Here is a 25,791-nt window from a genome sequence, read left to right on the forward strand (position 1 = left end):
AAGAGTTCACTGCGTGTCAGAGATAAATTATGAAAATTCAAAACAGTGCTGTATTTCAAGAAATGCAATCAATGGCTTTAGAAGCCGGCCGTAATAATCAAATAAATAAATTGCCGACTCAAGTTCAACCTACTTCTACTTCCCAGTTTGGCGACATGCTAAGTGATGCACTAAATTCAGTGCATGGATTACAACAAGATGCCGCTCAAAAAGTAACAGCAGTTGAGATGGGTGATCGAAGTGTATCGCTTGCTGAAGCGATGATTGCTTCTCAAAAATCGTCAGTTGCTTTTGAGGCTACAGTACAGGTTCGTAATAAACTTGTTGAAGCTTATAAAGAAATCATGAACATGCCTGTTTAATTAGGTAGTGGAGAATTATTGTGGCGCAATCTAACCAATCTACAGACCTAGCACTTGCTGGTGGCGGTATTGACCAAAGTGGTGGTGATGATCAACAAGAACAAAAGTCAGGCTACTTAAGTGCTTTAAATGGTGTTGATGTATTGCGCCAAGTAACATTGGTTATAGCATTGGCTATTTGTTTAGCTATCGCGATTTTCATTATTATTTGGGCTCGTCAGCCAGATATGCGCCCGTTAGGCAAAATGCAAACTGAAGAGCTTATTCAAACGCTCGACTTTTTAGATGCGCAACAAATTGAATATCAACTAGATGGCAACGTTGTATCGGTTGATGAAAGCGAATACCAAAACATTAAATTGTTAATGACCCGCGAAGGGTTAGATCAAGGCCCTGCATCAGGCTCTGATATAATTATGCAAGATATGGGCTTTGGTGTAAGCCAACGCTTAGAGCGCGAACGCCTAAAACATGGCCGTGAACAGCAATTAGCACGCACCATTGAAGAGCTTAATAATATTACTCGCGCTAAAGTATTGTTAGCCATTCCTAAAGAAAACGTATTTGCGCGTAGAGAGAAAAAACCATCAGCAACTGTTGTATTAACGCTTAAGCGTGGTCGCTCACTCGACCGTGAAGAAGTAGATTCTGTTGTTGATATGATTGCCTCGGCAGTACAGGGTTTAGAGCCTATGCGAGTTACTGTTACCGATCAAAATGGTCGATTACTAAATTCAGGTTCGCAAAGCTCATTAGCAGCACGCTCTCGTAAAGAATACGACTTAGAACGTAAGCGCGAACAAGAGTACCTTGAAAAAATAGACAGTATTTTAATACCGGTTGTAGGGCTTGCAAACTATACAGCCCAAGTTGATTTGAGCATGGACTTTAGCTCGATTGAGGAAACTCAAAAGCGTTATAACCCAGACCTACCAGCGGTTAGAAGCGAAACCACATTTGAAGAAAATAACATTGGCGGCCTAGCTGTTGGTATTCCAGGTGCGCTTACAAATCAGCCACCGTTAAATTCGAACATTCCTGAGGTTGCGGGGCAAGGTGGTGCAGGCACAGCTACGTCACCAACACGCAGCCACAAAGAAGCCACACGTAATTATGAACTCGATACTACAATTTCTCATAAGCGCCAGCAAAGTGGTGTAATACGTAGGATAAGCGTATCAGTTGCTGTTGACTACATTGCTAAAGTGGGAGAAAACGGTGAAACAACCATGACTCCACGCTCGGTAGAGGCATTGTCAAATATTCGTCGCTTACTACAAGGTGGTGTAGGTTTTGATATGCAACGTGGTGATGCACTTGAAGTCGTAACAGTGCCGTTTGTACGTGAAGAAACAAATTTAGCAATAGAAGTGCCACTGTGGGAACAAGACTGGTTTATGAAAATAGCCCGCCTTGTATTAGGCGCCTTAGTTATCATTGTATTGATAATGGCAGTAGTAAAACCAATGCTTAAACGCTTAATTTACCCAGACGATACACTAGAAGAATACGACGAAGATGCATTAAGTTCAGGCGTAGATATTGGCGACAACACGCTTGATATGCTAAATAAAGACTTTGATTCTGCTTCGGTTGGTTTCTCAAGTGATGGTACACTGCAGTTACCGGATTTACATGGCGACGAAGATTTACTTAAAGCAATTCGTGCCCTTGTAGCTAACGAACCAGAACTATCATCACAAGTAGTCAAAGCGTGGTTAACAGAAGATGACTGATCAAGAACAAAAACAACTCCCGCCAGCCTTTGATGTTGATAAGCTAGATGGGGTAGATAAAGCCGCTATATTACTTTTGAGTTTATCAGAAGAAGATGCCGCGCAAATCCTTAAACACTTAGAACCTAAACAGGTGCAAAAAGTGGGTATGGCGATGGCCGGGTTACAGGACTTATCACAAGCTAAGATTAGCGCTGTACACAACTTGTTTATAGAACAAATTCAAAGCTTTAGTACCATTGGTTTTCAGTCAGAAGACTTTATTAAAAAAGCGCTTACAGCAGCACTTGGTGAAGACAAAGCCGCTAGCCTTATTGACCAAATTGTTATGGGCTCAGGCGCTAAAGGCTTGGATTCATTAAAATGGATGGACTCTAAGCAGGTAGCAAACATTATTCGTAATGAGCATCCACAAATTCAAACCATTGTATTATCGTATTTAGAGCCAGAGCAGTCAGCTGAGATTATTGCTCAGTTCCCTGAAAAAGTGCGCTTAGATTTAACCATGCGTATTGCAAACCTTGAAGAAGTTCAGCCAGCAGCACTGCAAGAGCTAAACGAAATCATGGAAAAACAATTTGCCGGCCAAGCAGGTGCACAAGCCGCTAAAATGGGTGGCTTAAAAGCTGCTGCAGATATTATGAACTACCTAGATACCAATGTAGAAGGGCAGTTAATGGACTCTATTCGTGAACATGACGAAGAGATGTCGCAGCAAATTCAAGACTTAATGTTTGTGTTTGAAAACTTAATGGATGTTGAAGACCGTGGTATTCAAGCAATCCTACGAGAAGTACAACAAGACGTATTAATGAAAGCAATTAAGGGCACCGACGATGCGCTTAAAGACAAAATACTGGGCAATATGTCTAAACGTGCAGCCGAAATGCTTGCTGATGATTTAGAAGCTATGGCCCCGGTACGTATAAGCGAAGTAGAAGCGGCGCAAAAAGAGATTTTATCAACAGCGCGTCGTTTATCTGACTCAGGTGAAATTCAGCTGGGCGGCGGCGGTGGCGAGGAGTTCCTGTAAACCATGAGCAAACTCAAAGGACGCACACTTCGGGCTGATGAAGCAGATGAATTATTAAAAAACTGGGCTATTCCGGATGTAGCACCAGATGAGAGCAGCTTTGGCAATCGCTCTACGGCTTACGGCACACCGCTTAGTGAGTTGTACAAAAAAGAATTAGCCGAAGAAATGCCTATTGATGAGCCACAAGAACCAGAACTCCCTGCGCTTACCATGGTTGAGCTTGAACGCATTAGACAAGACGCGTACGAAGAAGGCCTTAAACAAGGTCATGAGCAAGGCTACATAGACGGCTTTGAAAAAGGCGTTGGCGAAGGTAAAGAAGCAGGCTACAAAGAAGGCTTAGAGCAAGGTAAGACACAAGGCCTTGAAGATGTAAAACCATTAATTGAAGAGCAGTTAACAAGTTTAAAAGCCATTTTAGAGGGGCTAACTGCACCGCTAGATAAAGTGGACGAACAAGCTGAAAAGCAATTAGTGCAACTTGCTAGCATGTTGGCGGAAGCTGTTATTTATCAAGAAGTAAAAACATCGCCTGAAGTGATTTTACATACTTTAAAGCAAAGTATTGATTCACTTAATGCGGAGCAAGAAAAAGTACGAATCCATTTAAACCCCGAAGACTTAGAACTCATAAAAGAGAGCTACGGCGAACAAACCATTATTGATAATAACTGGCAATTAATGGCAGAGCCCACTCTTGAGCGCGGTGGCTGTGAAGTTAAAACAGCGCAATCTTCACTCGACATGACCCTTAAAACACGTGTCAAAGAAACGTTGGATAGTTTTTTGCATAATAGTGGTATCTAACTATTTTATTGGCGTGTTATGTCAACTCAACGTGCACCTTTAAGCGAACGCTTATCTCAATATCAACAACATATTAAAACCCCGGCGCCTGCTGTGGCAGGTATTTTAACGCGTGTTGTTGGCCTTACCCTTGAGGCTAGAGGCTTACGTGCACCCGTTGGTAGCCAATGTAAAATAGAAACTATGAACGGCTTTGTAGACGCTGAAATAGTCGGTTTTAACGATCAAACTTTGTACTTAATGCCTAACGACCACATCTCTGGTGTATTACCTGGTGCGCGTGTTATTCCTCAAGTTAATAATTTAGGTTTGCCTGTAGGGATGAGTTTATTAGGCCGCGTGGTTGATGGCTTAGGGCGACCGCTAGATGGCTTGGGTAAAATTAATGCTGAGCATCATTTAAAGTTTGCGCAAAATACTATAAACCCGCTTTCAAGAAGACCAATCACTAAGCCTATGGATGTAGGTGTGCGCGCCATTAACTCGGTTATCACAGTAGGGCAAGGCCAGCGTATGGGCTTGTTTGCAGGCTCTGGTGTCGGTAAATCAGTACTACTGGGTATGATGACCCGAGGTAGCGAAGCCGATGTAATTGTTGTTGGTTTGGTGGGGGAGCGTGGGCGCGAAGTAAAAGAATTTATTGAAGAAATACTCGGTGTAGAAGGGCGCAAACGTTCAGTTGTTGTCGCAGCGCCTGCTGATTCATCACCACTTATGCGTTTAAAAGGCTGTGAGAGCGCCGTAACTATTGCAGAGTATTTTAGAGATCAGGGTTTAAACGTATTATTGTTACTCGATTCGGTAACGCGTTATGCAATGGCACAACGTGAAATTGCACTTGCTGTTGGCGAGCCGCCCGCTACAAAGGGTTATCCGCCTTCGGTGTTTGCTAAATTACCTGCGCTGGTGGAGCGTGCTGGTAATGGCGGTGAAGGGCAAGGTTCAATTACTGGCTTTTTTACGGTGTTGAGTGAAGGCGATGATATGCAAGACCCTATTGCTGATGCAGCGCGAGCTATATTAGATGGCCACATTGTACTATCGCGTGATTTAGCTGACAGTGGGCACTATCCCGCTATAGATATTGAAAAGTCGATTTCGCGTGTTATGCCTCAAGTTGTTTCTGAGCCGCATATGCAACAAGCCCGAGTGCTTAAACAAGTGTATTCAATGTATCAACAAAACAAAGACATGATTACTTTAGGCGCTTATCAAAAAGGGACCGATCAAATGCTCGACCAAGCTATAAATATGATGCCAAGAGTGAATGCATTCTTACAACAAGGTATGCGAGATGTCATTAGTTACGATGATGGTCTGCAAGGTCTTGCTCAGTTACTAGGACAAGCATAATGGCTAAAAACAAACTCGATTTATTGCTCAAAATTGAAAATGATAAAGAAGAAAATTTGCGCATGAGTTACTTACAAGCTAATCAAAACTTGCAATCGAATCAACAAAAGCTACAAGGTTTAAACAATTTTAGACTTGAATACTCTCAGCAGTTACACCTAAAAGGTAAGTCGGGTTTATCTAGTGCAGGGTTTGGTCAGTACCATGCTTTTATAGCTAAAATTGAAGAGGCAATTCGCCAACAAGCAAGTACCGTAAATACAGCTAAGCAAGTTGTTACTCAACGTAAAACTCTATGGCTTAAGCAGCAAATTAAAGCTAAAGCAGTTGCCAAACTAATCGAAAATCAAAAACTTAAAGCAAATGCGTTAATGGCTAAAAATGAGCAAAAAATGTTAGATGAATTTTCAGCTAATCAGTTTTTTCAACGTCGTAAAGCTTTGTAATTCAGGCACGTTAATTGCTTTGTTACTTAGTGGGATTCAACTTTTGGCGGTATGCGGTGGCATATTGCCGTAATGGTATTAGGTGATTTATGGCGATGAATAACATTTCGTTTTTAGTTTCTTCTGAAAAAGATTCACTGTTAGCTTTTAAAGACAATAGCTTAGCTAATGGCGGAGAAAATTTAGGCGATGAATTTTTAAGTCAGCTAAACGAAGCGCATAACTCTATGGAGCCTTTGCTTAAAGGCAATAAAAATCCCGATGCCGAAAACTCGATTGCCATACCTAAGCATAAACAGCCAGAAGAAAATGAAAATCTGAGCGTAAAGCTAGATGAAGTAATAACTGACGAAGTTACTTTTGTGTCTGTTGAGATGCTTGATCAAATTAATTCAGCACAAGCAATGAGCACTTCGGTCAATAAGCCGTTCGATGCAACTAACAGTTTAGAATCAGAAAATGCAGAGCTAGAAGCTACACTAGTAGAGAATACAGAATTACAAAGCACACCAATAATTGCATCCACCAATACAAGTGATGAAGTATCGGCTAAAGAAGCGAATACAGCGAGTGTAGTGCAAAATCCAATTGCCACTAATGTAGACTCTAAAACGGCTAAATTAACTGATTCAAAAAGCGATAACTTTAGCTCACCACCTTTGAATTCGTTACCATTAAATGAAGGTAAACATCGTAAAAGTGGTGTTGCTGAAGCTATTGAAGGGCCATTAAATTCTATAAATAAGAAGCCCGATGACAGCATTGGCCCTATATTAGAAAAACCTGAATTTGCATCAACAATGATTTCTAAAGAGCAACTGGGACAAAATAAGTCTGCTGATGAAAATAATATAGTTTTGCCAACACCCACCGACAAAGCGGGCGTTACTCAGTCTTCTTTAGCCGCAACTGAAGCTGATAATAATGCAGCAATAGATACGTTAATGACTAAAGATGAGAGCTTAATTAAAGCTAATGATGTTATTGCTAGTTTAACGCCTGAGCAGCGCTCACAACTTAACGCGCAAGTTAAGGTATTAGAAAATACTGATTCAACAAGTAACGCAACTAGTAGCACTTCAAATCTTAAGCAAATGCTTGCGCAATTTATTACTGATAACGAAAAAACGCAGAGCACGAGCACAAAACAATCTTTTAGCGCAGAAATCAATTCACTTAATACAACTGAAAAACAAAGCTTATTAACGCAGTTAAACGCTTATATTAAAACAGAGCAGCCTAAAGGCGAGCAATTGGCAGTGCTTAAGCAAACAGTTAATGAATTAAAAGCTTCAATTGAAATAGGACTTGCCGATACCGCTAAGACAGACTCAAAAACGTTTGTAGCGTCAGAGACTCCTAACACAGTATATAATCCACAAAAGTTAAGCTTAAAGACATCAACAAACGAAGAGGCTGATTTAAATAAAGCCGTAACAACCTCAACTAAGCGTGATGATTTATTAAAATCACTTGAAGAATTACAAAAAGATGGCCTTAAAAAAATAACTGCTGAACAAACTCCTGCACGCGTAGCACAAGTATTTACGCAAATTACAGCAGCTCTAAATACTCAGCAAGTGAGCACATTAAGCCAATACGACTCATTAAGTTACGAGCAGAGCTTACTTGATACCCAAATAATACAAACTCAACAATTACAAAGTACATCGCAAGTTAAGCAAGTAAGTATTGATCCTGGTGTAATGCAGGCAATTAATATTGTTAAAAGTGATGCAGCTAAATTACTGCAAGAGCGCGTTAGCTCAATGCTGAGCATTAATAATAAAGAAGCAGAAATTCGCCTAGATCCTCCCGAAATGGGCAGTATGCAAATACGTATTCGCAGCGATGCAGAACAAGCACATATAAACTTTGTAGTACAAAACCAGCAAGCCAAAGAAGCACTTGAACAATCAATGCCGCGCTTACGTGAAATGTTAGCGCAACAAGGATTAGAGCTTGGTGAAAGTACTATTTCTTATGGGCAATCAGGTGGTGAAACTGCCGAGCAGAGTGAGAGTGGACCTCAAGGTAATTTGGCTAATAATAAGTCAGTTAATGATGAAAACGACGAGCAAGCAAATAACACTGCACAAAGTTCTCGACAACAAACTTCATCATCAATAGATTACTATGCCTAAGTGCTGCTATTATAATAACTAAAACAAGCAAGTACCTTTGCGATTAAAGGAATCATGATGGCTGAAGAAACAAGTTTAGAAATTGAAGAAACCGGTAAAAGTAAAAAGAAACTAATAATAATCATAGTAGCTGTACTACTTATTGTAGGCGGTGCTGCAGGTTACTTTTTTATGTCGGGTTCGGATGCGCCAGTTGAAACCTTAGATGAAGAGACTGCGATGTCAGCAGATGCACCTTCTGCTGCAGTTGGTGATTCAGCTGAAATAGGCAGTGCTTTATATGTGTCAATGCCACGCCCATTTGTATTTAACGTGCCCGGTTCAAGTCGCGACAGAATTGTGCAAATTAAAGTACAGTTACTGGTACGTGGCGAAGTAAATGAAGAAACAGCTAAAAAACACATTCCATTAATAGAAGGTACGCTACTAAGCGTGTTTTCTACTACAACTGCTGATGAGTTAAGTACGAGCTCTGGTAAAGAAACACTTCGTTTTTCTGCACTTGAAAAGGTACAAAAAGCCTTAATGGATGTTGAAGGCAGCAAAGTAATTGAGCGGGTATTGTTTACCGGCTTTGTGATGCAATAAGGGGTTAGCGTGAGCGATTTATTATCCCAAGACGAAATTGATGCGCTATTACATGGCGTTGATGACGTTGAAGAGGAAGATATACACGAAGGTGAAGATGGCGGAGGAGGTACGCTTCAGTACGATTTTTCTTCGCAAGATCGGATCGTGCGTGGTCGTATGCCGACGCTGGAAATTGTTAATGAACGCTTTGCTCGTCATATGCGAATTAGCCTATTTAACATGATGCGCCGCACCGCAGAGGTGTCTATAAACGGCGTGCAAATGATTAAGTTTGGCGAGTATATTCATACTTTATTTGTTCCAACCAGCTTAAATATGGTCCGTTTTAGACCTTTAAAAGGCACTGGCCTGATTACCATGGAAGCACGACTTGTGTTTATTTTGGTAGATAACTTTTTTGGTGGTGACGGGCGTTATCATGCAAAAATCGAAGGCCGAGAATTTACGCCTACAGAGCGTCGTATTGTGCAAATGCTCCTTAAGATCATCTTTGAAGATTATAAAGAAGCATGGGCACCGGTTATGGATGTATCGTTTGAATACCTCGATTCTGAAGTAAACCCAGCTATGGCTAATATTGTAAGCCCAACTGAGGTTGTGGTTATTAGTTCTTTCCATATTGAGCTTGATGGTGGCGGTGGCGATTTTCATATTGCTTTACCTTACTCTATGCTTGAGCCAATTCGAGAGCTGTTAGATGCGGGTGTTCAGTCTGATACTGAAGATACCGATTTACGTTGGAGCAAAGCACTTCGAGACGAAATAATGGATGTAGAGGTTGATATGTCGACTCAGTTACTTGAAGTTGATTTAACCTTAAGGCAGATTATGGAACTCAAAGCCGGTGATATTATTCCGGTTGAAATGCCTGAGCATATAACCGTGTTTGTTGAAGAACTCCCTACATTTAGAGCTAAAATGGGTCGCTCTCGCGATAATGTTGCACTTCAAATTAGTGAAAAAATTAAACGACCTGATTCAGTTAAATCTGAGCTGCATGTATTTACCAAAGGCGGCAAGAAAATTGACTCAGATGCAGAATTAGCAGAACTAGAAGATGATTTACACCTCTCTGACGGTGTAGACTTAGACTGGTAATTGATTAAAAGGTTAAAAGTATGAGCGATGATCAAGACACAATGGATGAATGGGCAGCAGCATTAGCAGAAGCCGAAGCTCCAGATGATAGTAGCGAAGCACATGTTGCAGAGCTTGATGAGTTAAGTGATTCAAAACACGAAATGAGTGGCGATGAAAAACGAAAACTCGACACTATTTTAGATATCCCCGTTACTATTTCAATGGAAGTAGGACGCTCTAAAATTAATATTCGTAACTTATTGCAACTTAACCAAGGCTCTGTTGTTGAGCTTGACCGTGTTGCGGGCGAGCCGCTAGACGTGCTAGTTAATGGTACTTTGATAGCCCATGGTGAAGTAGTTGTAGTAAACGACAAGTTTGGTATTCGCTTAACTGACGTGATAAGCCAAGTAGAGCGGATCAAAAAACTACGATGAGCTTATTAGTTGCTTTAACGAGTTCCGTTTTTTCAAAAGCAGATGTGGCAACACCCACTGGAGATATACTCTCTATGGTGCTGTCGCTTGCTATGGTGCTAGTACTAATTATTGTGCTGGCATTTTTTGTTAAAAAGCTTAATCCAAATTTAGCAAACAGCGATGAATTTAAAGTAGTCAGAAGTCTACCTTTGGGTTCTCGCGAGCGTTTAATGGTTGTTGAGATAGATAATGCTCAGCATTTACTTGGTGTAACTCCCCACAGTATTAATTACTTACACAAGTTAGAAACCCCATTAAGTGAAAAAGAACTACCTGAACTCGCTAAACGATTTGGTAAACTTTTAAACCCGCAATCAAACCAAAATAAAAAGAATTAAACCTATGACAAAGTGGCTGCTTATTATTTTTGCCATGGTGTTTGTACCAAGTGTAAGCGCAGAAGGAATTGATGCGCTTACTATTACAACAAACGCTGATGGCACACAGGATTACTCAGTAACGTTACAAGTTTTAGCAATTATGACGGCGCTGAGTTTTATACCGGCTGCCATAATTATGATGACCTCCTTTACACGAATAATTGTTGTACTCGCCATTTTGCGCCAAGCAATTGGTTTGCAGCAAACACCGTCAAACCAAGTGTTATTAGGGATGTCGCTTTTTCTAAGTATTTTTATAATGTCGCCTATTTATCAGCAGGTAAACGAGCGAGCTATAGAACCTTACTTAAATGAGCAGGTTACTTCAGTACAAGCTTTAGAGCTGGCTAAAGAGCCAATGAAAGCATTTATGCTTTCACAAGTGCGTTTAAAAGATTTAGAAACGTTTGCTAAAATTGCCGGTTACGATCAGCTAGATTCGCCACAAGATACACCGTTAATAGTGCTTATACCCGCCTTTGTAACCAGCGAATTGCAAACCGCATTTATTATAGGGTTTATGTTTTTTATCCCATTTTTAATTGTTGATTTAGTGGTCGCCTCGGTATTAATGGCGATGGGTATGATGATGCTTTCACCCATGATTGTGTCCTTACCGTTTAAAATTATGTTATTTGTACTTGTAGACGGCTGGAGCTTAGTGATGGGTACCTTAGCCAAAAGCTTTGGTTTAGGGACTTAGTATGCAAAGCATTAACATGACCCAACAATAGGAGTACAACATGGAACCGGAAATTTTTGTTGATATCCTAAGTGACGCTCTTTTTTTAGTTATTAAGCTGGTGTCTGCAATTGTAGTCCCAGGCTTAATTATTGGTTTAGTTGTTGCCGTGTTTCAGGCTGCAACGTCTATCAATGAACAAACATTGAGCTTTTTACCTCGTTTATTAATTACCATTAGTGCGCTTATTGTGGGTGGGCATTGGCTTACTCAAGAGCTAATGGACTTTTTTACTCGCCTAGTATTACTTATTCCTGAAATTGCAGGTTAAGCGTGGAATACCCCTTTGCTGTCGTTATTCAATGGTTGAGCGATTTTTTGTTGCCGCTGGTACGCATTAGCTCAATGATTATGATTATGGCTGGTTTGGGGGCTAAAAATGTTCCTACACGTATAAAAATGGGTTTATCGGTTGTTGTAACTTTTGTTGTAGTTCCTGTTTTGCCCCCAGCTACATTCACTAATTTATTTTCGTTTGAGATGATTTTAGTCGTTATTCAACAAATGCTGATTGGTGTTGCTATTGGTTTTGCATCTATACTTTTATTAAATACTTTTGTGTTAGCAGGGCAAATACTCGCGATGCAAACCGGTTTAGGTTTTGCTTCGGTTATTGATCCTTCTAATGGCGCAAGCGTCCCAGCGGTTGGCCAGTTTTTCCTTATTTTGGCCACCTTGTTATTTTTTGCTTTTAACGGGCATTTAATGATGATTCAAATGGTAGTGCATAGTTTTCAAGTGCTACCCATTGATGGCACATGGTGGTCTGTAGATCATTACTGGGACATAGTGACCTGGGGCGGCTGGATGTTTACTACAGCACTTGTACTCTCACTTGCACCGCTTACCGCTATGCTCGTTATTAATATGTCGTTTGGTATTATGACGCGTGCAGCACCGCAATTAAATATTTTCTCTATTGGTTTTCCGTTTACCTTGGTAGCGGGACTTATTATTATTTGGGCGACACTAGGTAACTTTGTTTCTCAGTTTGAGTTTCAATGGTTAAAAATGGTTGAGCTAATGTGTACTTTAGTTGGTTGCTCACCTTAGGAGAAAGTCATGTCTGAAGACTCAGGACAAGAAAAAACAGAAGAACCCACATCCAAAAAGCTTGAAGAATCTAAAAAGAAAGGCCAAATAGCGCGCTCAAAAGAGCTAGGTACTATGTTTGTACTTATTTTTTCGGCTATATCGCTTTTGATGTATGGGCCAGAAATTGGCAAAGGTTTATACAATGTAATGGGCCGAACCCTTAGCTTAAACCGCAACGAAGCCTTTGATACCACTAAAATGTTTGCCGTATGGGGAGAGGTTGCAGATGCTTTAATGTTTCCTATGGCTATGTTTGTATTAATTATAGTTTTGGCTGCATTTATTGGTAATACGTTACTAGGTGGTTTTAATTTTAGCTGGGAAGCCGCTGCACCTAAAGCAAGTAAAATGTCGCCAATGAAAGGCTTTAAACGTATGTTTGGCCCGCAAGCGGCTATTGAGCTTGTAAAGTCACTTTTAAAATTTGGTTTGGTTGCAAGTTTTGCTATATTTTTAATTAATACCTATTTTGATGAAATACTGCATTTAAGTTTAGAAAGTGCACCAGGTAATATTATCCATGCCTTAGAGATTTTAGGCTGGATGTTTTTAGGCCTTTCATGCACTTTAATTATTATTGCGGCTATTGATGCGCCATTTCAAAGTTATAACCATAACAAACAACTTAAAATGACCATGCAAGAGATTAAAGATGAGTATAAAAACTCTGAAGGTGACCCACAAATAAAAGCGCGTATTAGGCAAACACAAAGGCAAATGTCGCAAAACCGTATGATGCAAGATGTCCCTGACGCTGATGTTATTGTTACCAACCCAACTCACTACTCAGTAGCATTAAAATACGATACAGAGCGCGCAGGAGCGCCAATAGTGCTTGCTAAGGGTATTGATGAAATGGCGATGCAAATTAGAAAAGTAGCAATAGGGAATGAAGTACCTATTTTAGAATCCCCTATGCTGACCCGAGCGCTTTATCATACGGCTGAAGTAGGAGAGCAAATACCCGATCAGCTATTTACTGCAGTAGCGCAAGTTTTAGCGTATGTATTTCAGCTTAAGCGCTTTAATAAAGGGCGCGGTAAACGTCCAACTAAGCTCAATAACAAGCTCCCAATCCCCGATGCCTACAAGTATTAAACCGTTAACTTAGTAACTTGGAATAGTTATTGCAAATTCTACGTAGTGTCAATTTTTTGAAATTGTAGAATTATGAGTTTTAAAGCGGTATTACAACAACTTAACAGAGACAAAAAAGACTATGCCAAAGGGGTAGGTACTCCTTTGCTTGTGCTTGCAGCCTTGGGAATGGTGATCTTACCGTTACCGCCATTTTTACTCGATATCCTTTTCTCGTTTAATATTGCCCTCGCATTAGTGGTTTTACTCGTGACTGTTTACACGATGAAGCCGGTTGAGTTTGGTATATTCCCCTCTGTATTACTAATCGCTACGATTATGCGCTTAGCGCTTAACGTTGCCAGCACTCGAGTTGTATTACTTGAAGGTCATAATGGTGGTGATTCTGCCGGTAAAGTAATTGAAGCGTTTGGCTCAGTTGTTATTGGTGGTAACTACGCTGTTGGTTTGGTCGTATTTTTAATTCTGATCATTATTAACTTTGTGGTAATTACTAAAGGTGCTGGGCGTATTTCTGAGGTATCTGCACGTTTCACCCTTGATGCAATGCCGGGTAAACAAATGGCAATTGACGCCGATTTAAACGCTGGTTTTATCAGTGCTGAGCAAGCGCGTGACCGCCGCGAGGAAGTAACTCGCGAAGCTGATTTTTACGGCTCAATGGATGGTGCGAGTAAATTTGTAAAAGGCGATGCCATTGCAGGTATTGTTATATTAATCATCAATATTGTTGGTGGTTTATTTGTCGGTATGATTCAACATAATTTGAGTTTTGGCAACGCAATGGAAGTATATACATTACTTACCATTGGTGATGGCTTAGTTGCTCAACTCCCTTCTTTACTGCTTTCAATTGGTACCGCGATTGTTGTAACACGTCAAAATGAGTCGCTCAATATGGGTGACCAATTTAAGAAACAACTAGGTAACGAAAAATCACTCTTTATTGCTTCAGGTATTTTGATCATCATGGGTTTAGTGCCTGGTATGCCGCATTTTGCTTTTTTAAGTTTAGGTGCGTTACTGGGTTATTTAGCTTACTACACACAGCAAACTAAGTTAAAAGCCGCTGCAGCAGAAGCCGAAGAGGCCGCCAGTGGCGGAAGCGCTGCAACAGGTATTGCCAATAAACAAGAGCAAAAAGAACTTGGTTGGGATGATGTTCAGCAGGTTGACGTAATTGGCCTAGAAGTAGGTTACAGATTAATTCCGTTGGTAGATCAATCTCAAGGTGGTGAGCTACTTAATCGTATTAAAGGTGTACGTAAAAAGCTTTCTCAAGAACTTGGTTTTTTAGTACCACCTGTTCATATTCGCGATAATTTAGAGCTTGATCCAAATGCTTACAGAATAACGCTAATGGGTGTTTCAACCGGTGAAAGCGAACTTAAACATGGCGACGAGCTAGCGATTAACCCAGGGCAAGTATTTGGTCCTATTAAAGGGGTTGAAACTAAAGATCCTGCGTTTGGCCTTGATGCAGTATGGATCAAGCCTGATCAAAAAGATGAAGCGCAATCACTAGGTTATACCGTTGTAGATTCAGCCACGGTAGTCGCCACTCATATTAGCCAGTTATTAACTAACAGTGCGGCGTTGCTACTAGGGCATGAAGAAGTTCAAAACCTGCTTGATATGCTTGCTAAAAGCCATCCTCGCTTAGTAGAAGGACTAGTACCTGATGTGTTGCCATTAACTGCAATTGTAAAAGTACTGCAAAATTTATTGAATGAAGGTGTAGCTATTCGCGATATGCGCTCAATTGTTCAAACCCTTGTTGAGTATGGTCCACGTAGCCAAGACCCTGATGTATTAACGGCTGCAGTGCGTATTTCTCTGCGTAGGTTAATTGTTCAAGATGCGGTTGGTATGTCATCAGAAATCCCTGTCATAACCTTGGCACCTGAGTTGGAACAGATGTTGCATCAGTCATTACAAAATGCAGGCGATGAAGGTGCCGGTATTGAGCCTGGACTTGCAGAGCGACTTCAAGTGTCATTGACACAAGCGCATCAAAATCAAGAAATGGCCGGTGAACCTTCTATATTGCTAACGTCAGGAATGTTACGCACTGTGTTATCTCGTTTTGTTAAGTACACCATTCCAGGATTGAGAGTGATGTCTTATCAAGAGGTACCAGACGAAAGACAGATCAAGATTGTTAGCTCTGTAGGCCAACAATAAGATTTTAACAGGGGTTGAATCATGAAAATTAAACGTTTTTTTGCTAAAGATATGCGCACAGCACTTAAAGAAGTTAAAGATGAGTTAGGTGTTGATGCGGTTATTATGTCAAATAAGAAGCTGGCTAACGGTGTAGAAATTGTAGCGGCAGTTGATTATGACAAAGCAGCCCCTAAAGTAGCAGCGCAACCACAACGTACTGCAAAACCGCGCGCTCAAGCACCACAGCAAAGCATGCATAATTTTGTAAAACCAGAGCCTCAGCGTGCCAAACCAGAGCCGCAAGCAAAAGTGGCTGACAGCCTACAGGCTTTATTAGAGCGCCAATCACCGCGTCCTCGCTCCCCTGAACTTGCATCAATGTTTTCACAATCAGGTATTGATACTACCGATAACTATCAAGAACCAGCTATGGAACAGCGTACTAAAAATATGTTTGCTCCTGAAAATGCAGCGCCAGTTCGTCCACAAACTCAAGCGGATAGCTTAGGTTTTGATGATTTAGACAGCGACTTTGATGATTTAGATAGTCCAGTAACTGCTCGCCAACAAACACCCAATAATGAAAGCGAAGAAATGACAACAATGCGTGAAGAAATGAACGCAATTCGTCAATTACTTGAGCATCAAGTATCGGGCTTAATGCAGCAAGATATGGCGCGTCGCGATCCAACACGCGCTTGCATGGTTGACCGCTTAGTCGGTATGGGTATTGATAAAGAAGTAGCGCAACAAATGGCATGTTTTGTACCTGATGATGTATCTCGTAAGCAAGGCTGGAAAGCGTTGTTAACGATGGTCGAAGATCAAATGCAAACAACCAATAATGAAATACTTCGCCAAGGTGGTGTATATGCGTTAGTGGGTCCAACAGGTGTTGGTAAAACAACAACAGTTGCTAAGCTTGCAGCGTTAGGTGCACAAAAATATGGCGCTGATAAAGTGGCCTTAATAACCACTGATACATACAGAATTGGTGCTTATGAACAGCTTGCTACTTACGGCCGTATTATTGGTTGTGGTGTAAAGCAAGTTAAAGATGCTAATGAATTAGCTGAAGTTTTATATCATTTACGAAATAAACGTCTAGTATTAATTGATACAGCAGGTATGAGTCAGCGAGATTTACGTTTGACTGAGCAGTTAAACACGTTAATGCGTAACCAACGTGTGGATATTCGCAGCTACTTAGTACTAAGCGCGACGGCACAAATTAATGTATTACAAGAAACAGTACGTCACTTTAAAAAAGTACAGTTAAGTGGTTGTATTTTCACTAAGTTAGATGAATCATTAAGTTTGGGTGAGATTATTAGTATTGCGATTCAAAATCGCCTCCCAATAGGGTATCTTACTAACGGTCAACGAGTGCCAGAAGATATTCGTGTTGCAAATGCTGAGAAACTAGTGAAAAAGGCTGAGCAATTATATTTAAAAAGAACAAAAGCACAACATTCAAGGCACCAAGCAGTGGCGCCAAGTACAGTAGGGATGTATGATTAACACAGTATTAGATCAAGCAAGCGGCCTGCGCAAAATGAGTCAAAACAATAACAACGGCGTAAAAGTTATCGCTGTAACCGGTGGTAAAGGTGGGGTAGGGAAAACAAATGTTTCTCTAAATACCGCTATTGCACTAGGGCAACAAGGTAATAGAGTATTAGTGCTGGATGCTGACTTAGGTTTAGCAAACTGTGATGTGATGCTTGGTTTACGTGTAGAGCGCAATTTATCACACGTTTTGTCAGGTGAATGTGAGCTTGACGAGATTTTAGTTGAAGGCCCTGCTGGTATTAAAATTGTACCCGCTACATCGGGCTCGCAAAGTATGGTTGAACTATCGCCATCTGAGCATGCCGGGCTAATTCGTGCATTTAGCGAATTGAATACCGAATTTGATATTTTAATTGTAGATACAGCCGCTGGTATTTCAGACATGGTGCTAAGCTTCTCACGAGCAGCACAAGATGTAATGGTTGTAGTGTGCGATGAACCAACATCAATAACCGATGCTTACGCACTTATTAAAGTATTAAGCCGCGAGCACGGTGTTTATAAGTTCAAAATTGTTGCCAATATGGTCCGCAGTATGCGTGAAGGCACTGAATTATTTGCAAAACTATCTAAAGTTACCGATCGCTTTTTAGATGTTTCAATGGAGCTAGTAGCAACGGTTCCTTATGACGAAAATATGCGCAAAGCAACACGTCGCCAAAAGGTGATTGTTGAGCTCTTTCCAAGTTCGCCAGCCGCTCTCGCGTTTAAAGCGCTGGCGACAAAAGCAGTTAAATGGCCAATACCAAATCAACCATCTGGGCATTTAGAGTTTTTCATTGAGAAACTAGTAAACGGCTAATTATGACAACATTGGTGAATAGAGCTATGGGATATCAATCAACACAAAACTTAAATGTGATTGTTGAGAAACATGCATCACTTGTCAAAAAAGTGGCATGTCATCTAATTGCTCGATTACCACCTAGCGTTCAGCTTGATGATTTAATTCAATCAGGAATGATAGGTTTAATAGAAGCTTCAAAAAACTTTGATGCAACAAAAGGCGCAAGCTTTGAAACCTTTGCCGGTATTCGTATTCGCGGGGCTATGCTTGATGAAATGCGCCGTGGTGATTGGGCTCCTCGTTCAGTACACCGTAAAAGCCGACAAGTTGCAGAGGCAATTACTGGGCTCGAAAGCAGTCTGAATCGCGAACCAACAGATACAGAAGTTGCTGAAAAACTTGAAATTTCACTCAATGAGTACCATCATATTTTAAATGATGTTAATACCAGTAAAGTATTAGGCATAGAAGACCTTGGTGTAGATGAGGATGTTATTACTCCCGTAGGCCAAGATTTAGCGCTAGACAAACCTTTTAATAATGTTAAAAATGATCGGTTTAATGAGTCTTTGCTAAATGCAATAAAGTCATTACCAGAGCGTGATGCGATGGTACTTTCTTTATACTATAACGATGAAATGAATTTAAAAGAAATAGGACATATACTCGATGTAAGCGAATCGCGTGTAAGTCAGATACATGGTCAGGCGATGATTAAGCTTAAAGCTAAAATCAATGACTGGATAAACTAGTAGTAAGTAAACTAAGGTTAATACCTCACTGGGGGATGTTTTGGATAAAAACATGAAAATTCTTGTAGTTGATGATTTTTCAACGATGAGACGAATTATAAAAAACCTATTACGTGACTTAGGTTTCACTAACGTTCAAGAAGCTGATGACGGGTCTACAGCTTTGCCTATGTTACAAAATCAAGTGTTTGATTTTGTGGTTACAGATTGGAATATGCCGGGAATGCAAGGTATTGACCTTTTAAGAGCAATTCGTGCAGATGATAAGTTAAAACATATCCCTGTACTGATGGTAACGGCAGAAGCTAAAAAAGAACAAATAATAGCTGCAGCGCAAGCTGGCGTTAATGGTTATATTGTTAAGCCATTTACGGCTGGAACATTAAAAACTAAATTAGAAAAAGTATTTGAACGCTTAGGCTAATGATGGGGGAGAGGCTTATGTCAGCACCAGCTGCGCCTCAAATAACGTTAGAACAAGCTCGTCAACTCGTCATTTATTTAGAAAACGATGAGCAAGATAAAGCTAATCAGTTGATTTTAGAGACAGCTTCGCAAGAGCAGTCTAAATTATTTGCTGAAGTTGGGAAGTTGACTCGTCAACTGCACGAAGCACTTAAAAGCTTTGAGCTTGATACTCGCTTAACTAACATAACGACAGATGCGATTCCAGATGCTAAAAAGCGGCTTAATTATGTTATAGAAATGACAGAAAATGCGGCTAATAAAACAATGGATGCTGTTGAGGCTAGTTTACCTATAGCTCAGCAACTTGCAGATGAAATATCTCATATCAAACCGACATGGGATCGTTTAATGAGCCGGGAGATTGAGCTTGGTGAGTTTAAACAACTTTGCCATAGTATCGATAAGTTTATGAATAACTCTCATCATAAAACGGATGAGCTTCAAAGCTTAATGACAAATGTACTAATGGCTCAAGACTATCAAGACTTAACAGGTCAAGTTATTCGCCGTGTTATAGAACTTGTTAGAGAAGTAGAAGAAAGCTTACTTCATCTTTTAACAGCGTTTGCTGAACAAGATGACAGTGACAACACAGCGAATAAAGTAGAACAACAAAAAATAAAAGAACCAGTTGCCACACAAACTTTAGCAGGTCCTGAAGGCCCTATTATTGATAAAGAATCGCGTAATGATGTTGTGTCTGATCAAGATGAAGTCGATGATCTTTTATCAAGTTTGGGCTTCTAAGAGGAGAGTAACTGCATGTTTGAAGTCGATGAAGATATTTTACAAGACTTTCTTGTAGAGGCAGGAGAAATCCTAGAGCTTTTATCTGAACAGTTAGTTGAACTGGAAAATAATCCAGAAGATACCGAGTTACTAAATGCCATATTTAGAGGCTTTCACACTGTAAAAGGTGGTGCAGGCTTTTTAGCTATGACAGAACTTGTTGATGCTTGCCACGGCGCTGAAAACGTATTTGATTTACTACGTCAAGGCGTGCGAACGGTCAATTCAGAGTTAATGGATGTTATTTTACAAGCGCTCGACACCATTAATGAAATGTTCGCGACTATCCAAAATAGGGATAAGCCAGAACCAGCAGATCCTGAGTTACTTCAAACCCTCCACATTTTGGGCCTACCTCCAACAGAAGCCGAGCTTAACGGAGTCGCTTCAGAAACTGACGTTGAACAACCTCTTGATGAAGTAGTTGATACGCCAATAGCTGATGAGGAAGATCCATTTGCATTTGATGAAATGTTTAGCGGAACTCCTTCGGTTAGTGATGCTGAAATAAACGAAATCACTGAAGATGAATTTGAAAACTTACTTGATGAACTACACGGTAAAGGACAAGGTCCTGCAGTTGAAAAGCCAGTAGCAAGTAGTAGTGATTTTAATGGTGATATTACTGATGATGAATTTGACAGCTTATTAGACGAGTTACATGGAGTTGGCAGTTTTGGTGAGGTTGCGAGTAAAGCACCTGAGCAAAGTAGTGCAGTTAAAGCACCTGTAGAACCAGCTAAACCAGCGTCAAATACTGCTAATTCATCAGATGATGAAATTAGTGATGATGAATTTGAAGCGCTTCTTGATGAACTTCATGGTAAAGGCACTGCACCTAAATCAATAGAAAGCACTCCAGCTGTGAAACAGCCCAATATCCCAGCTAAACCAGCTGCAAAAGCGAGTGTGCCTGTAAAAAAACCAGAACCTGTAAAAGCACCCGCTTCTAAACCGGTAGAAAAACCGGTTGCTAAAGCAGCGCCAGCAACGCCTAAAAAATCAGCGCCACCAGCAGCAGAGACGACAGTTCGCGTAGATACAAAACGACTTGACCAAATTATGAATATGGTTGGTGAGTTAGTACTTGTGCGAAATCGTTTGGTTAGTTTAGCGACTAACTCAGACAGTGAAGCAATGGGTAAAGCAATCTCTAACTTAGATGTAGTGACTGCTGATATTCAAGGCGCGGTTATGCAAACGCGAATGCAACCAATTAAAAAGGTATTTGGTCGTTTCCCTCGCGTAGTACGCGATTTAGCACGCAGCTTAAACAAAGACATTGACTTACAACTTGTAGGTGAAGAAACCGATTTAGATAAAAACTTAGTGGAAGCACTAGCCGATCCGCTTGTGCATTTAGTTCGAAACTCAGTTGACCACGGTATTGAAATGCCAGCTGTTCGTGAGGCTGCCGGTAAGCCTAGAACAGGTAATGTTACTTTATCAGCGTCTCAGGAAGGCGACCATATTTTGTTGACCATTAAAGATGATGGCGCTGGTATGGATGCTGAGAAACTGAAAAAAATAGCAATTAGTAAAGGCGTACTCGACCACGATCAAGCGAGTCGACTTTCTGACACTGAAGCATACAACCTCATTTTTGCACCTGGCTTTTCAACAAAAGAAGAGATATCTGATATTTCAGGTCGTGGTGTTGGAATGGATGTGGTGAAAACTAAAATCACCCAATTGAACGGCTCTGTAAGTATTCAATCTGAGTTAGGCGTAGGTACCATTTTAGAGATAAAAGTACCACTTACCTTAGCCATATTACCGACCTTAATGGTAATTGTTGGCGCACAAACATTTGCGTTACCACTTGCTGGTGTTAGTGAAATATTCAACTTAGATTTAACGAAAACAAATGTGGTTGATGGGCAATTAACAATTATTGTGCGTAAAAAGGCAATACCGTTATTCTACCTCGAGCACTGGTTAGTTAAAGGCTCAGATCGTTCACAGCGAAAAGCAAAAGGCCATGTAGTTATTGTGCAAATTGGTACGCAGCAAATTGGTTTTGTTGTTGACTCATTAATTGGCCAAGAAGAAGTTGTAATTAAACCACTTGATGCGTTACTACAAGGTACCCCAGGTATGGCAGGCGCTACAATTACTTCAGATGGTGGCATTGCACTGATTTTAGACGTTCCAAACATGTTAAAACATTACGCAGGCTAATAATAAAGTAGGTATATATTTAATATATACCTACGCATAAATTTAATAAGAGAGCTAAATGGCCGTTAAAGTTTTAGTTGTTGATGATTCAAGCTTTTTTCGCCGCAGGGTAAGCGAAATTCTTGAGCAAGATAGCGACATACAAGTTATAGGCTTTGCTGTGAATGGCAGAGAAGCTGTTGAAAAAGCAGCTCAGCTACGTCCAGATATGATCACTATGGATGTAGAAATGCCTGTGCTTGATGGTATTAGCGCAGTTAAAGAGATAATGGCGAGTAATCCAACGCCTATCTTAATGTTTTCATCACTAACACGTGATGGCGCAACAGCAACGTTTGATGCGCTAGATGCTGGAGCAATGGATTTTTTACCGAAAAAATTTGAAGACATCGCTCGCAATAATGAAGACGCTATAAAGCTTTTGCAAAATAAAGTGAAAGATATAGGGCGAAGACGTTTACCGCGAACGTTTAAATCTGCAACACCACCTAAGCCAGTAATATCAACTAAACCGATAACAAGCTCACTTTCGCAAAGAACAAACACAGTAACGCCTTCGATAAAACAACCCGATAGAAGCTTTCAAAGAGCAGCACCTACAATACCGTCAGGTTCAAATGTTGCCTCAATGCGAGCAAGTGGAAAGCAATACCAGCTTGTGGCTATTGGCACTTCTACAGGTGGCCCTGTTGCACTACAAACTATATTAACTCAATTGCCTGCTAATTTTCCTCATCCTATTTTGCTTATTCAGCATATGCCTGCGGCTTTTACACCTGCATTTGCGGCACGTTTAAATGGCCTGTGCCAAATAAAAGTGAAAGAAGCGCAACAAGGTGACCGCTTACAACCAGGAACGGCTTATCTAGCGCCTGGCGGACAGCAGATGATGGTAGAAGGGCGTGGGGCAAATAGAACACTGCGCGTGTTTGAAGATCATAGCGAGAGAATAAGTTATAAACCGAGTGTAGATGTAACGTTTGCCAGTGCAGCAAAAACGTATCAAGGCGATGTGCTTGCTATCGTTTTAACAGGCATGGGCGCTGATGGACGTGACGGTGCAAGAATGTTAAAGCAAACGGGGGCAACTATTTGGGCACAGGATGAGAAAAGCTGTGTTGTTTATGGAATGCCTCAAGCCATTGCTAATGCGGGGCTTTCGAGTGAAAGCTTAGCATTGAGCGATGTTGCAGCACGTATAAAGAGAGAGGTAGGTTGTGGATAAACTCTCAATATTTGGACTATTTGTAGCACTGGGTGCAATAGGTCTAGGTTACTCTTTAGAAGGCGGCGTTGTTTCTGCTTTATTTAATGGTCCTGCCCTTATTATTGTATTAGGCGGCACGCTTGGTGCTGTTATGTTGCAAACATCAGCAAGTACCTTTAAAAAAATGCTAAATATGAGCTCTTGGGTTTTTGTTGCGCCACAATATGATATTGAAGATGCAATAGAACAAGTTAAGCGATGGTCTCATAAGGCACGTCAAGAAGGTTACTTAGCGCTTGAAAATGAAGCGCTAGCTCACCCAGATGCATATGCAGCAAAAGGTTTAAGCTTGCTTGTAGATGGCTGCTCAGAGCAAAAACTACGTGACACGCTTGAAATTGATTTACTGCTAGAACGCGATCGCTTGCTTGAAGCCGCACGTGTTTATGAAGCGATGGGGGGCTACAGTCCTACCATTGGTATTTTAGGTGCTGTGCTTGGTTTAATACAGGCAATGTCGTTTATTACCGATCCACAAATGCTTGGTGCAGGCGTTGCAACGGCATTTATCGCGACTATTTATGGTGTTGGTTTAGCTAATTTATTGTTTTTACCTATGGCAAATAAGTTAAAACAGCGTGTAGAGCAAAAAATGCTTTACCATGAAATGCTTGCCGAAGGCGTGATTGCAATAAGCGTTGGCGAAAGCCCAGTAAATATAGAATTAAAGCTTGAAGCCTACCGTGTAGAGCGTCCTAATTTAGTGGACGAATAACATGCTACGCCGACGACTGCGTCACTCTGCTCCTAAAAGTCAACATACAGAGCGTTGGCTTGTATCGTATGCCGATTACATGACCATTATGTTTGCTTTTTTTGTGGTGCTATATGCGATAGCGATCAACAAAGAAGAACAATTTCAAATATTGTCAGACTCCCTTGAACACGTTTTTGATAAATCTGCCCGCCAGCACTCCCAGCAAGGTGAGGGCGTCAATGGTAATGGAATATTGACTGATAGAGTGACACCTGAACAAGAAGTTCTTTATGGTGAAAGTATTTTAAAAGAAGAACAAGGTCCAGAGTTACTCGATGGTCAAAGTGATACAAGTAACATACAACAAAAATATTTAGGTAAACCACTCGATAGCTTACTTACTAAACTGCAGTCAGCGCTTATTGATGAAATTCGTGATGGAGAAGCCAGCTTAGAGCTTAATCAAGATTGGCTGATTATAGAGCTAAGCTCAGGTATGTTATTTTCAAGTGGTAGCTCAGTTGCACACTCTAGGGCAAAACAAGTCGTCAAAATTGTTAAAGATATTATTGCTCCAGTAGATAACTATATTAGGGTGCGTGGCTATACTGATGATGAAAGTATTCGCAATGAAATATTTCGCTCAAATTGGGAACTCTCGGTTGCTAGAGCAACATCTATTTTAGTAGAGCTGGAAGCATTAGGTATTAATTCTGCCAGAATGGCGATAGAAGGTTATGGTCAATATTCACCTTTTGTAAGTAACGATACAGAACAAGGGCGAGCAGAAAATCGTAAAGTTGTTATTGCACTTTCTAAGTATGGTTTACCACCAATACAAGACATTAAAGGTGATGAACAAGCCGTTAAGCCAGTAGCGGAAGAGCCTGAAATTGAGCTCCCTTCAGATGACGATACAATAAAAATAATTCGTTTGCCTCATGGTGGTATTCGCATAACAACGCGCAATGAACAGTAATTAGGATGTAATGTGAAGATTTGGACTGTCGCAAATCAAAAAGGTGGTGTTGGTAAAACAACAACAGCAGTGAGCCTTGCTGGTATTTTAGCTTTGCAGGGTAAGCGTGTGTTGCTTATTGATACAGACCCCCATGCATCACTCACTTATTACTTTGGCATTGACTCAGAAGATTTGGAAGTCAGTGTATATGATATTTTTGCGCGTGGCACGAGCATGCAAAGTGAAGAGATACTTCAAGCTTTATGCCCATCAACACTTGAAAACCTAGATATTTTACCCGCAACAATGGCGATAGCCACGCTTGATAGAAGCATGGGAAATAAAACAGGTATGGGATTAATACTAAAAAAAGCGCTTGCAAAAATCAGTGAACATTACGATTATGCCATTTTAGATTGCCCCCCAGTTTTAGGGGTGTTAATGGTTAATGCGCTTGCAGCAAGTGAGCGAATTTTAGTGCCAGTGCAAACGGAATTTTTAGCACTGAAAGGGCTTGATAGAATGATGCGCACTATGGAATTAATGCAAACCTCTCAAGCGAAAGATTATCAATATACTATAATCCCTACTATGTATGATAAACGAACTAAAGCATCGTTAGAAGCATATAAAACACTGCAAAGTACGTATGGTGATAAAGTCTGGCCAGGTGTGATACCGGTAGATACTAAATTTAGAGATGCAAGCTTTGCGCAAAAAGTGCCTGTAGAGTATTGTCCTCGTTCGCGTGGTGTATACGCATATAAAGCACTGCTAGAATATTTAATTGAACAAGGTTAAT

Annotated in this window: 26 protein-coding genes; all 26 read left to right on the plus strand. The window is 40.6% G+C overall.

All coding sequences use genetic code 11. From position 1 onward, the window contains the following. The first annotated feature begins 29 nt into the window (after nucleotides 1-29). The 26 genes from fliE to AAEY62_RS11435 all read left to right on the plus strand — a co-directional run bounded on the left by fliE (nucleotide 30) and on the right by AAEY62_RS11435 (nucleotide 25,790). Entirely contained in the window at nucleotides 30-362 is a 333-nt protein-coding gene (gene fliE, locus AAEY62_RS11310) for a flagellar hook-basal body complex protein FliE (RefSeq protein WP_007581879.1), read from the plus strand. Nucleotides 363-382: 20 nt separating this feature from the next. Next, nucleotides 383-2,098 carry a flagellar basal-body MS-ring/collar protein FliF gene (fliF, locus tag AAEY62_RS11315; protein ID WP_350585747.1) on the plus strand — a complete coding sequence of 572 codons (1,716 nt, stop codon included), beginning with the start codon at nucleotides 383-385 and terminating at the stop codon, nucleotides 2,096-2,098. Continuing rightward, nucleotides 2,091-3,131 carry a flagellar motor switch protein FliG gene (gene fliG / locus AAEY62_RS11320; RefSeq protein WP_007581881.1) on the plus strand — a complete coding sequence of 347 codons (1,041 nt, stop codon included), beginning with the start codon at nucleotides 2,091-2,093 and terminating at the stop codon, nucleotides 3,129-3,131. Before fliF ends, fliG begins: the two co-directional genes overlap by 8 nt. A 3-nt stretch (nucleotides 3,132-3,134) precedes the next feature. After that, nucleotides 3,135-3,941 (plus strand): flagellar assembly protein FliH, encoded by an 807-nt coding sequence (fliH, locus tag AAEY62_RS11325; RefSeq protein WP_024592741.1) that lies wholly within the window; start codon nucleotides 3,135-3,137, stop codon nucleotides 3,939-3,941. 18 nt (nucleotides 3,942-3,959) lie between these two features. Beyond that, entirely contained in the window at nucleotides 3,960-5,294 is a 1,335-nt protein-coding gene (gene fliI / locus AAEY62_RS11330; RefSeq protein ID WP_024589949.1) for a flagellar protein export ATPase FliI, read from the plus strand. Beyond that, the gene (fliJ, locus tag AAEY62_RS11335; RefSeq protein WP_024589948.1) at nucleotides 5,294-5,740 is read left to right on the plus strand and encodes a flagellar export protein FliJ; all 447 of its coding nucleotides are present in this window, start codon (nucleotides 5,294-5,296) and stop codon (nucleotides 5,738-5,740) included. The genes fliI and fliJ overlap by 1 nt, the downstream gene beginning before the upstream one ends. An 89-nt stretch (nucleotides 5,741-5,829) precedes the next feature. Then, nucleotides 5,830-7,884 carry a flagellar hook-length control protein FliK gene (locus AAEY62_RS11340; RefSeq protein WP_350634964.1) on the plus strand — a complete coding sequence of 685 codons (2,055 nt, stop codon included), beginning with the start codon at nucleotides 5,830-5,832 and terminating at the stop codon, nucleotides 7,882-7,884. Nucleotides 7,885-7,941: 57 nt separating this feature from the next. Continuing rightward, on the plus strand, nucleotides 7,942-8,472 hold the full coding sequence (gene fliL / locus AAEY62_RS11345) for a flagellar basal body-associated protein FliL (RefSeq protein ID WP_007585800.1): 531 nt from the start codon (nucleotides 7,942-7,944) through the stop codon (nucleotides 8,470-8,472). Nucleotides 8,473-8,481: 9 nt separating this feature from the next. Next, entirely contained in the window at nucleotides 8,482-9,573 is a 1,092-nt protein-coding gene (gene fliM / locus AAEY62_RS11350) for a flagellar motor switch protein FliM (RefSeq protein ID WP_101163315.1), read from the plus strand. A gap of 20 nt (nucleotides 9,574-9,593) precedes the next feature. Further along, nucleotides 9,594-9,992: a flagellar motor switch protein FliN gene (fliN, locus tag AAEY62_RS11355; RefSeq protein ID WP_007585803.1), complete on the plus strand. Its 399-nt coding sequence runs from the start codon at nucleotides 9,594-9,596 to the stop codon at nucleotides 9,990-9,992. Beyond that, the gene (gene fliO / locus AAEY62_RS11360; protein ID WP_024589944.1) at nucleotides 9,989-10,372 is read left to right on the plus strand and encodes a flagellar biosynthetic protein FliO; all 384 of its coding nucleotides are present in this window, start codon (nucleotides 9,989-9,991) and stop codon (nucleotides 10,370-10,372) included. Before fliN ends, fliO begins: the two co-directional genes overlap by 4 nt. 4 nt (nucleotides 10,373-10,376) lie before the next feature. Continuing rightward, nucleotides 10,377-11,117, plus strand: coding sequence for a flagellar type III secretion system pore protein FliP (fliP, locus tag AAEY62_RS11365; RefSeq protein ID WP_007585804.1), 741 nt, complete (start codon nucleotides 10,377-10,379; stop codon nucleotides 11,115-11,117). Between the two features lie 40 nt (nucleotides 11,118-11,157). Beyond that, nucleotides 11,158-11,427, plus strand: a complete 270-nt coding sequence (gene fliQ / locus AAEY62_RS11370; protein WP_002959325.1) for a flagellar biosynthesis protein FliQ — start codon at nucleotides 11,158-11,160, stop codon at nucleotides 11,425-11,427. Nucleotides 11,428-11,429: 2 nt separating this feature from the next. Continuing rightward, a complete protein-coding gene (gene fliR, locus AAEY62_RS11375) occupies nucleotides 11,430-12,209 on the plus strand; it encodes a flagellar biosynthetic protein FliR (RefSeq protein ID WP_024589943.1) in 780 nt (259 codons plus the stop codon). 9 nt (nucleotides 12,210-12,218) lie between these two features. Next, the gene (gene flhB, locus AAEY62_RS11380; RefSeq protein WP_007585806.1) at nucleotides 12,219-13,349 is read left to right on the plus strand and encodes a flagellar biosynthesis protein FlhB; all 1,131 of its coding nucleotides are present in this window, start codon (nucleotides 12,219-12,221) and stop codon (nucleotides 13,347-13,349) included. Nucleotides 13,350-13,421: 72 nt separating this feature from the next. Beyond that, the gene (flhA, locus tag AAEY62_RS11385) at nucleotides 13,422-15,533 is read left to right on the plus strand and encodes a flagellar biosynthesis protein FlhA (RefSeq protein ID WP_010553901.1); all 2,112 of its coding nucleotides are present in this window, start codon (nucleotides 13,422-13,424) and stop codon (nucleotides 15,531-15,533) included. Nucleotides 15,534-15,554: 21 nt separating this feature from the next. Next, the gene (gene flhF, locus AAEY62_RS11390; protein WP_350634965.1) at nucleotides 15,555-17,036 is read left to right on the plus strand and encodes a flagellar biosynthesis GTPase FlhF; all 1,482 of its coding nucleotides are present in this window, start codon (nucleotides 15,555-15,557) and stop codon (nucleotides 17,034-17,036) included. Next, entirely contained in the window at nucleotides 17,029-17,889 is an 861-nt protein-coding gene (locus AAEY62_RS11395; protein ID WP_007585809.1) for a MinD/ParA family ATP-binding protein, read from the plus strand. The genes flhF and AAEY62_RS11395 overlap by 8 nt, the downstream gene beginning before the upstream one ends. A gap of 26 nt (nucleotides 17,890-17,915) precedes the next feature. Further along, nucleotides 17,916-18,626: an RNA polymerase sigma factor FliA gene (locus AAEY62_RS11400; protein ID WP_007585810.1), complete on the plus strand. Its 711-nt coding sequence runs from the start codon at nucleotides 17,916-17,918 to the stop codon at nucleotides 18,624-18,626. Between the two features lie 40 nt (nucleotides 18,627-18,666). Then, nucleotides 18,667-19,050 carry a chemotaxis response regulator CheY gene (gene cheY / locus AAEY62_RS11405; RefSeq protein WP_008132609.1) on the plus strand — a complete coding sequence of 128 codons (384 nt, stop codon included), beginning with the start codon at nucleotides 18,667-18,669 and terminating at the stop codon, nucleotides 19,048-19,050. Between the two features lie 17 nt (nucleotides 19,051-19,067). Further along, nucleotides 19,068-19,841, plus strand: a complete 774-nt coding sequence (locus AAEY62_RS11410; protein WP_007585814.1) for a protein phosphatase CheZ — start codon at nucleotides 19,068-19,070, stop codon at nucleotides 19,839-19,841. Nucleotides 19,842-19,856: 15 nt separating this feature from the next. Further along, nucleotides 19,857-22,064, plus strand: a complete 2,208-nt coding sequence (locus AAEY62_RS11415) for a chemotaxis protein CheA (protein WP_101163316.1) — start codon at nucleotides 19,857-19,859, stop codon at nucleotides 22,062-22,064. 58 nt (nucleotides 22,065-22,122) lie between these two features. Next, nucleotides 22,123-23,289 carry a protein-glutamate methylesterase/protein-glutamine glutaminase gene (locus tag AAEY62_RS11420; RefSeq protein ID WP_350634966.1) on the plus strand — a complete coding sequence of 389 codons (1,167 nt, stop codon included), beginning with the start codon at nucleotides 22,123-22,125 and terminating at the stop codon, nucleotides 23,287-23,289. Continuing rightward, nucleotides 23,282-24,046, plus strand: coding sequence for a flagellar motor protein (locus tag AAEY62_RS11425; protein WP_007585825.1), 765 nt, complete (start codon nucleotides 23,282-23,284; stop codon nucleotides 24,044-24,046). The genes AAEY62_RS11420 and AAEY62_RS11425 overlap by 8 nt, the downstream gene beginning before the upstream one ends. 1 nt (nucleotide 24,047) lies before the next feature. After that, nucleotides 24,048-25,007 (plus strand): flagellar motor protein MotB, encoded by a 960-nt coding sequence (locus AAEY62_RS11430; protein ID WP_165736212.1) that lies wholly within the window; start codon nucleotides 24,048-24,050, stop codon nucleotides 25,005-25,007. Nucleotides 25,008-25,019: 12 nt separating this feature from the next. Further along, nucleotides 25,020-25,790 carry a ParA family protein gene (locus AAEY62_RS11435; protein WP_007585827.1) on the plus strand — a complete coding sequence of 257 codons (771 nt, stop codon included), beginning with the start codon at nucleotides 25,020-25,022 and terminating at the stop codon, nucleotides 25,788-25,790. Nucleotide 25,791: the final 1 nt, after the last annotated feature.

Source organism: Pseudoalteromonas sp. GW168-MNA-CIBAN-0100, assembly GCF_040309225.1.
Lineage (GTDB): Bacteria > Pseudomonadota > Gammaproteobacteria > Enterobacterales > Alteromonadaceae > Pseudoalteromonas > Pseudoalteromonas arctica.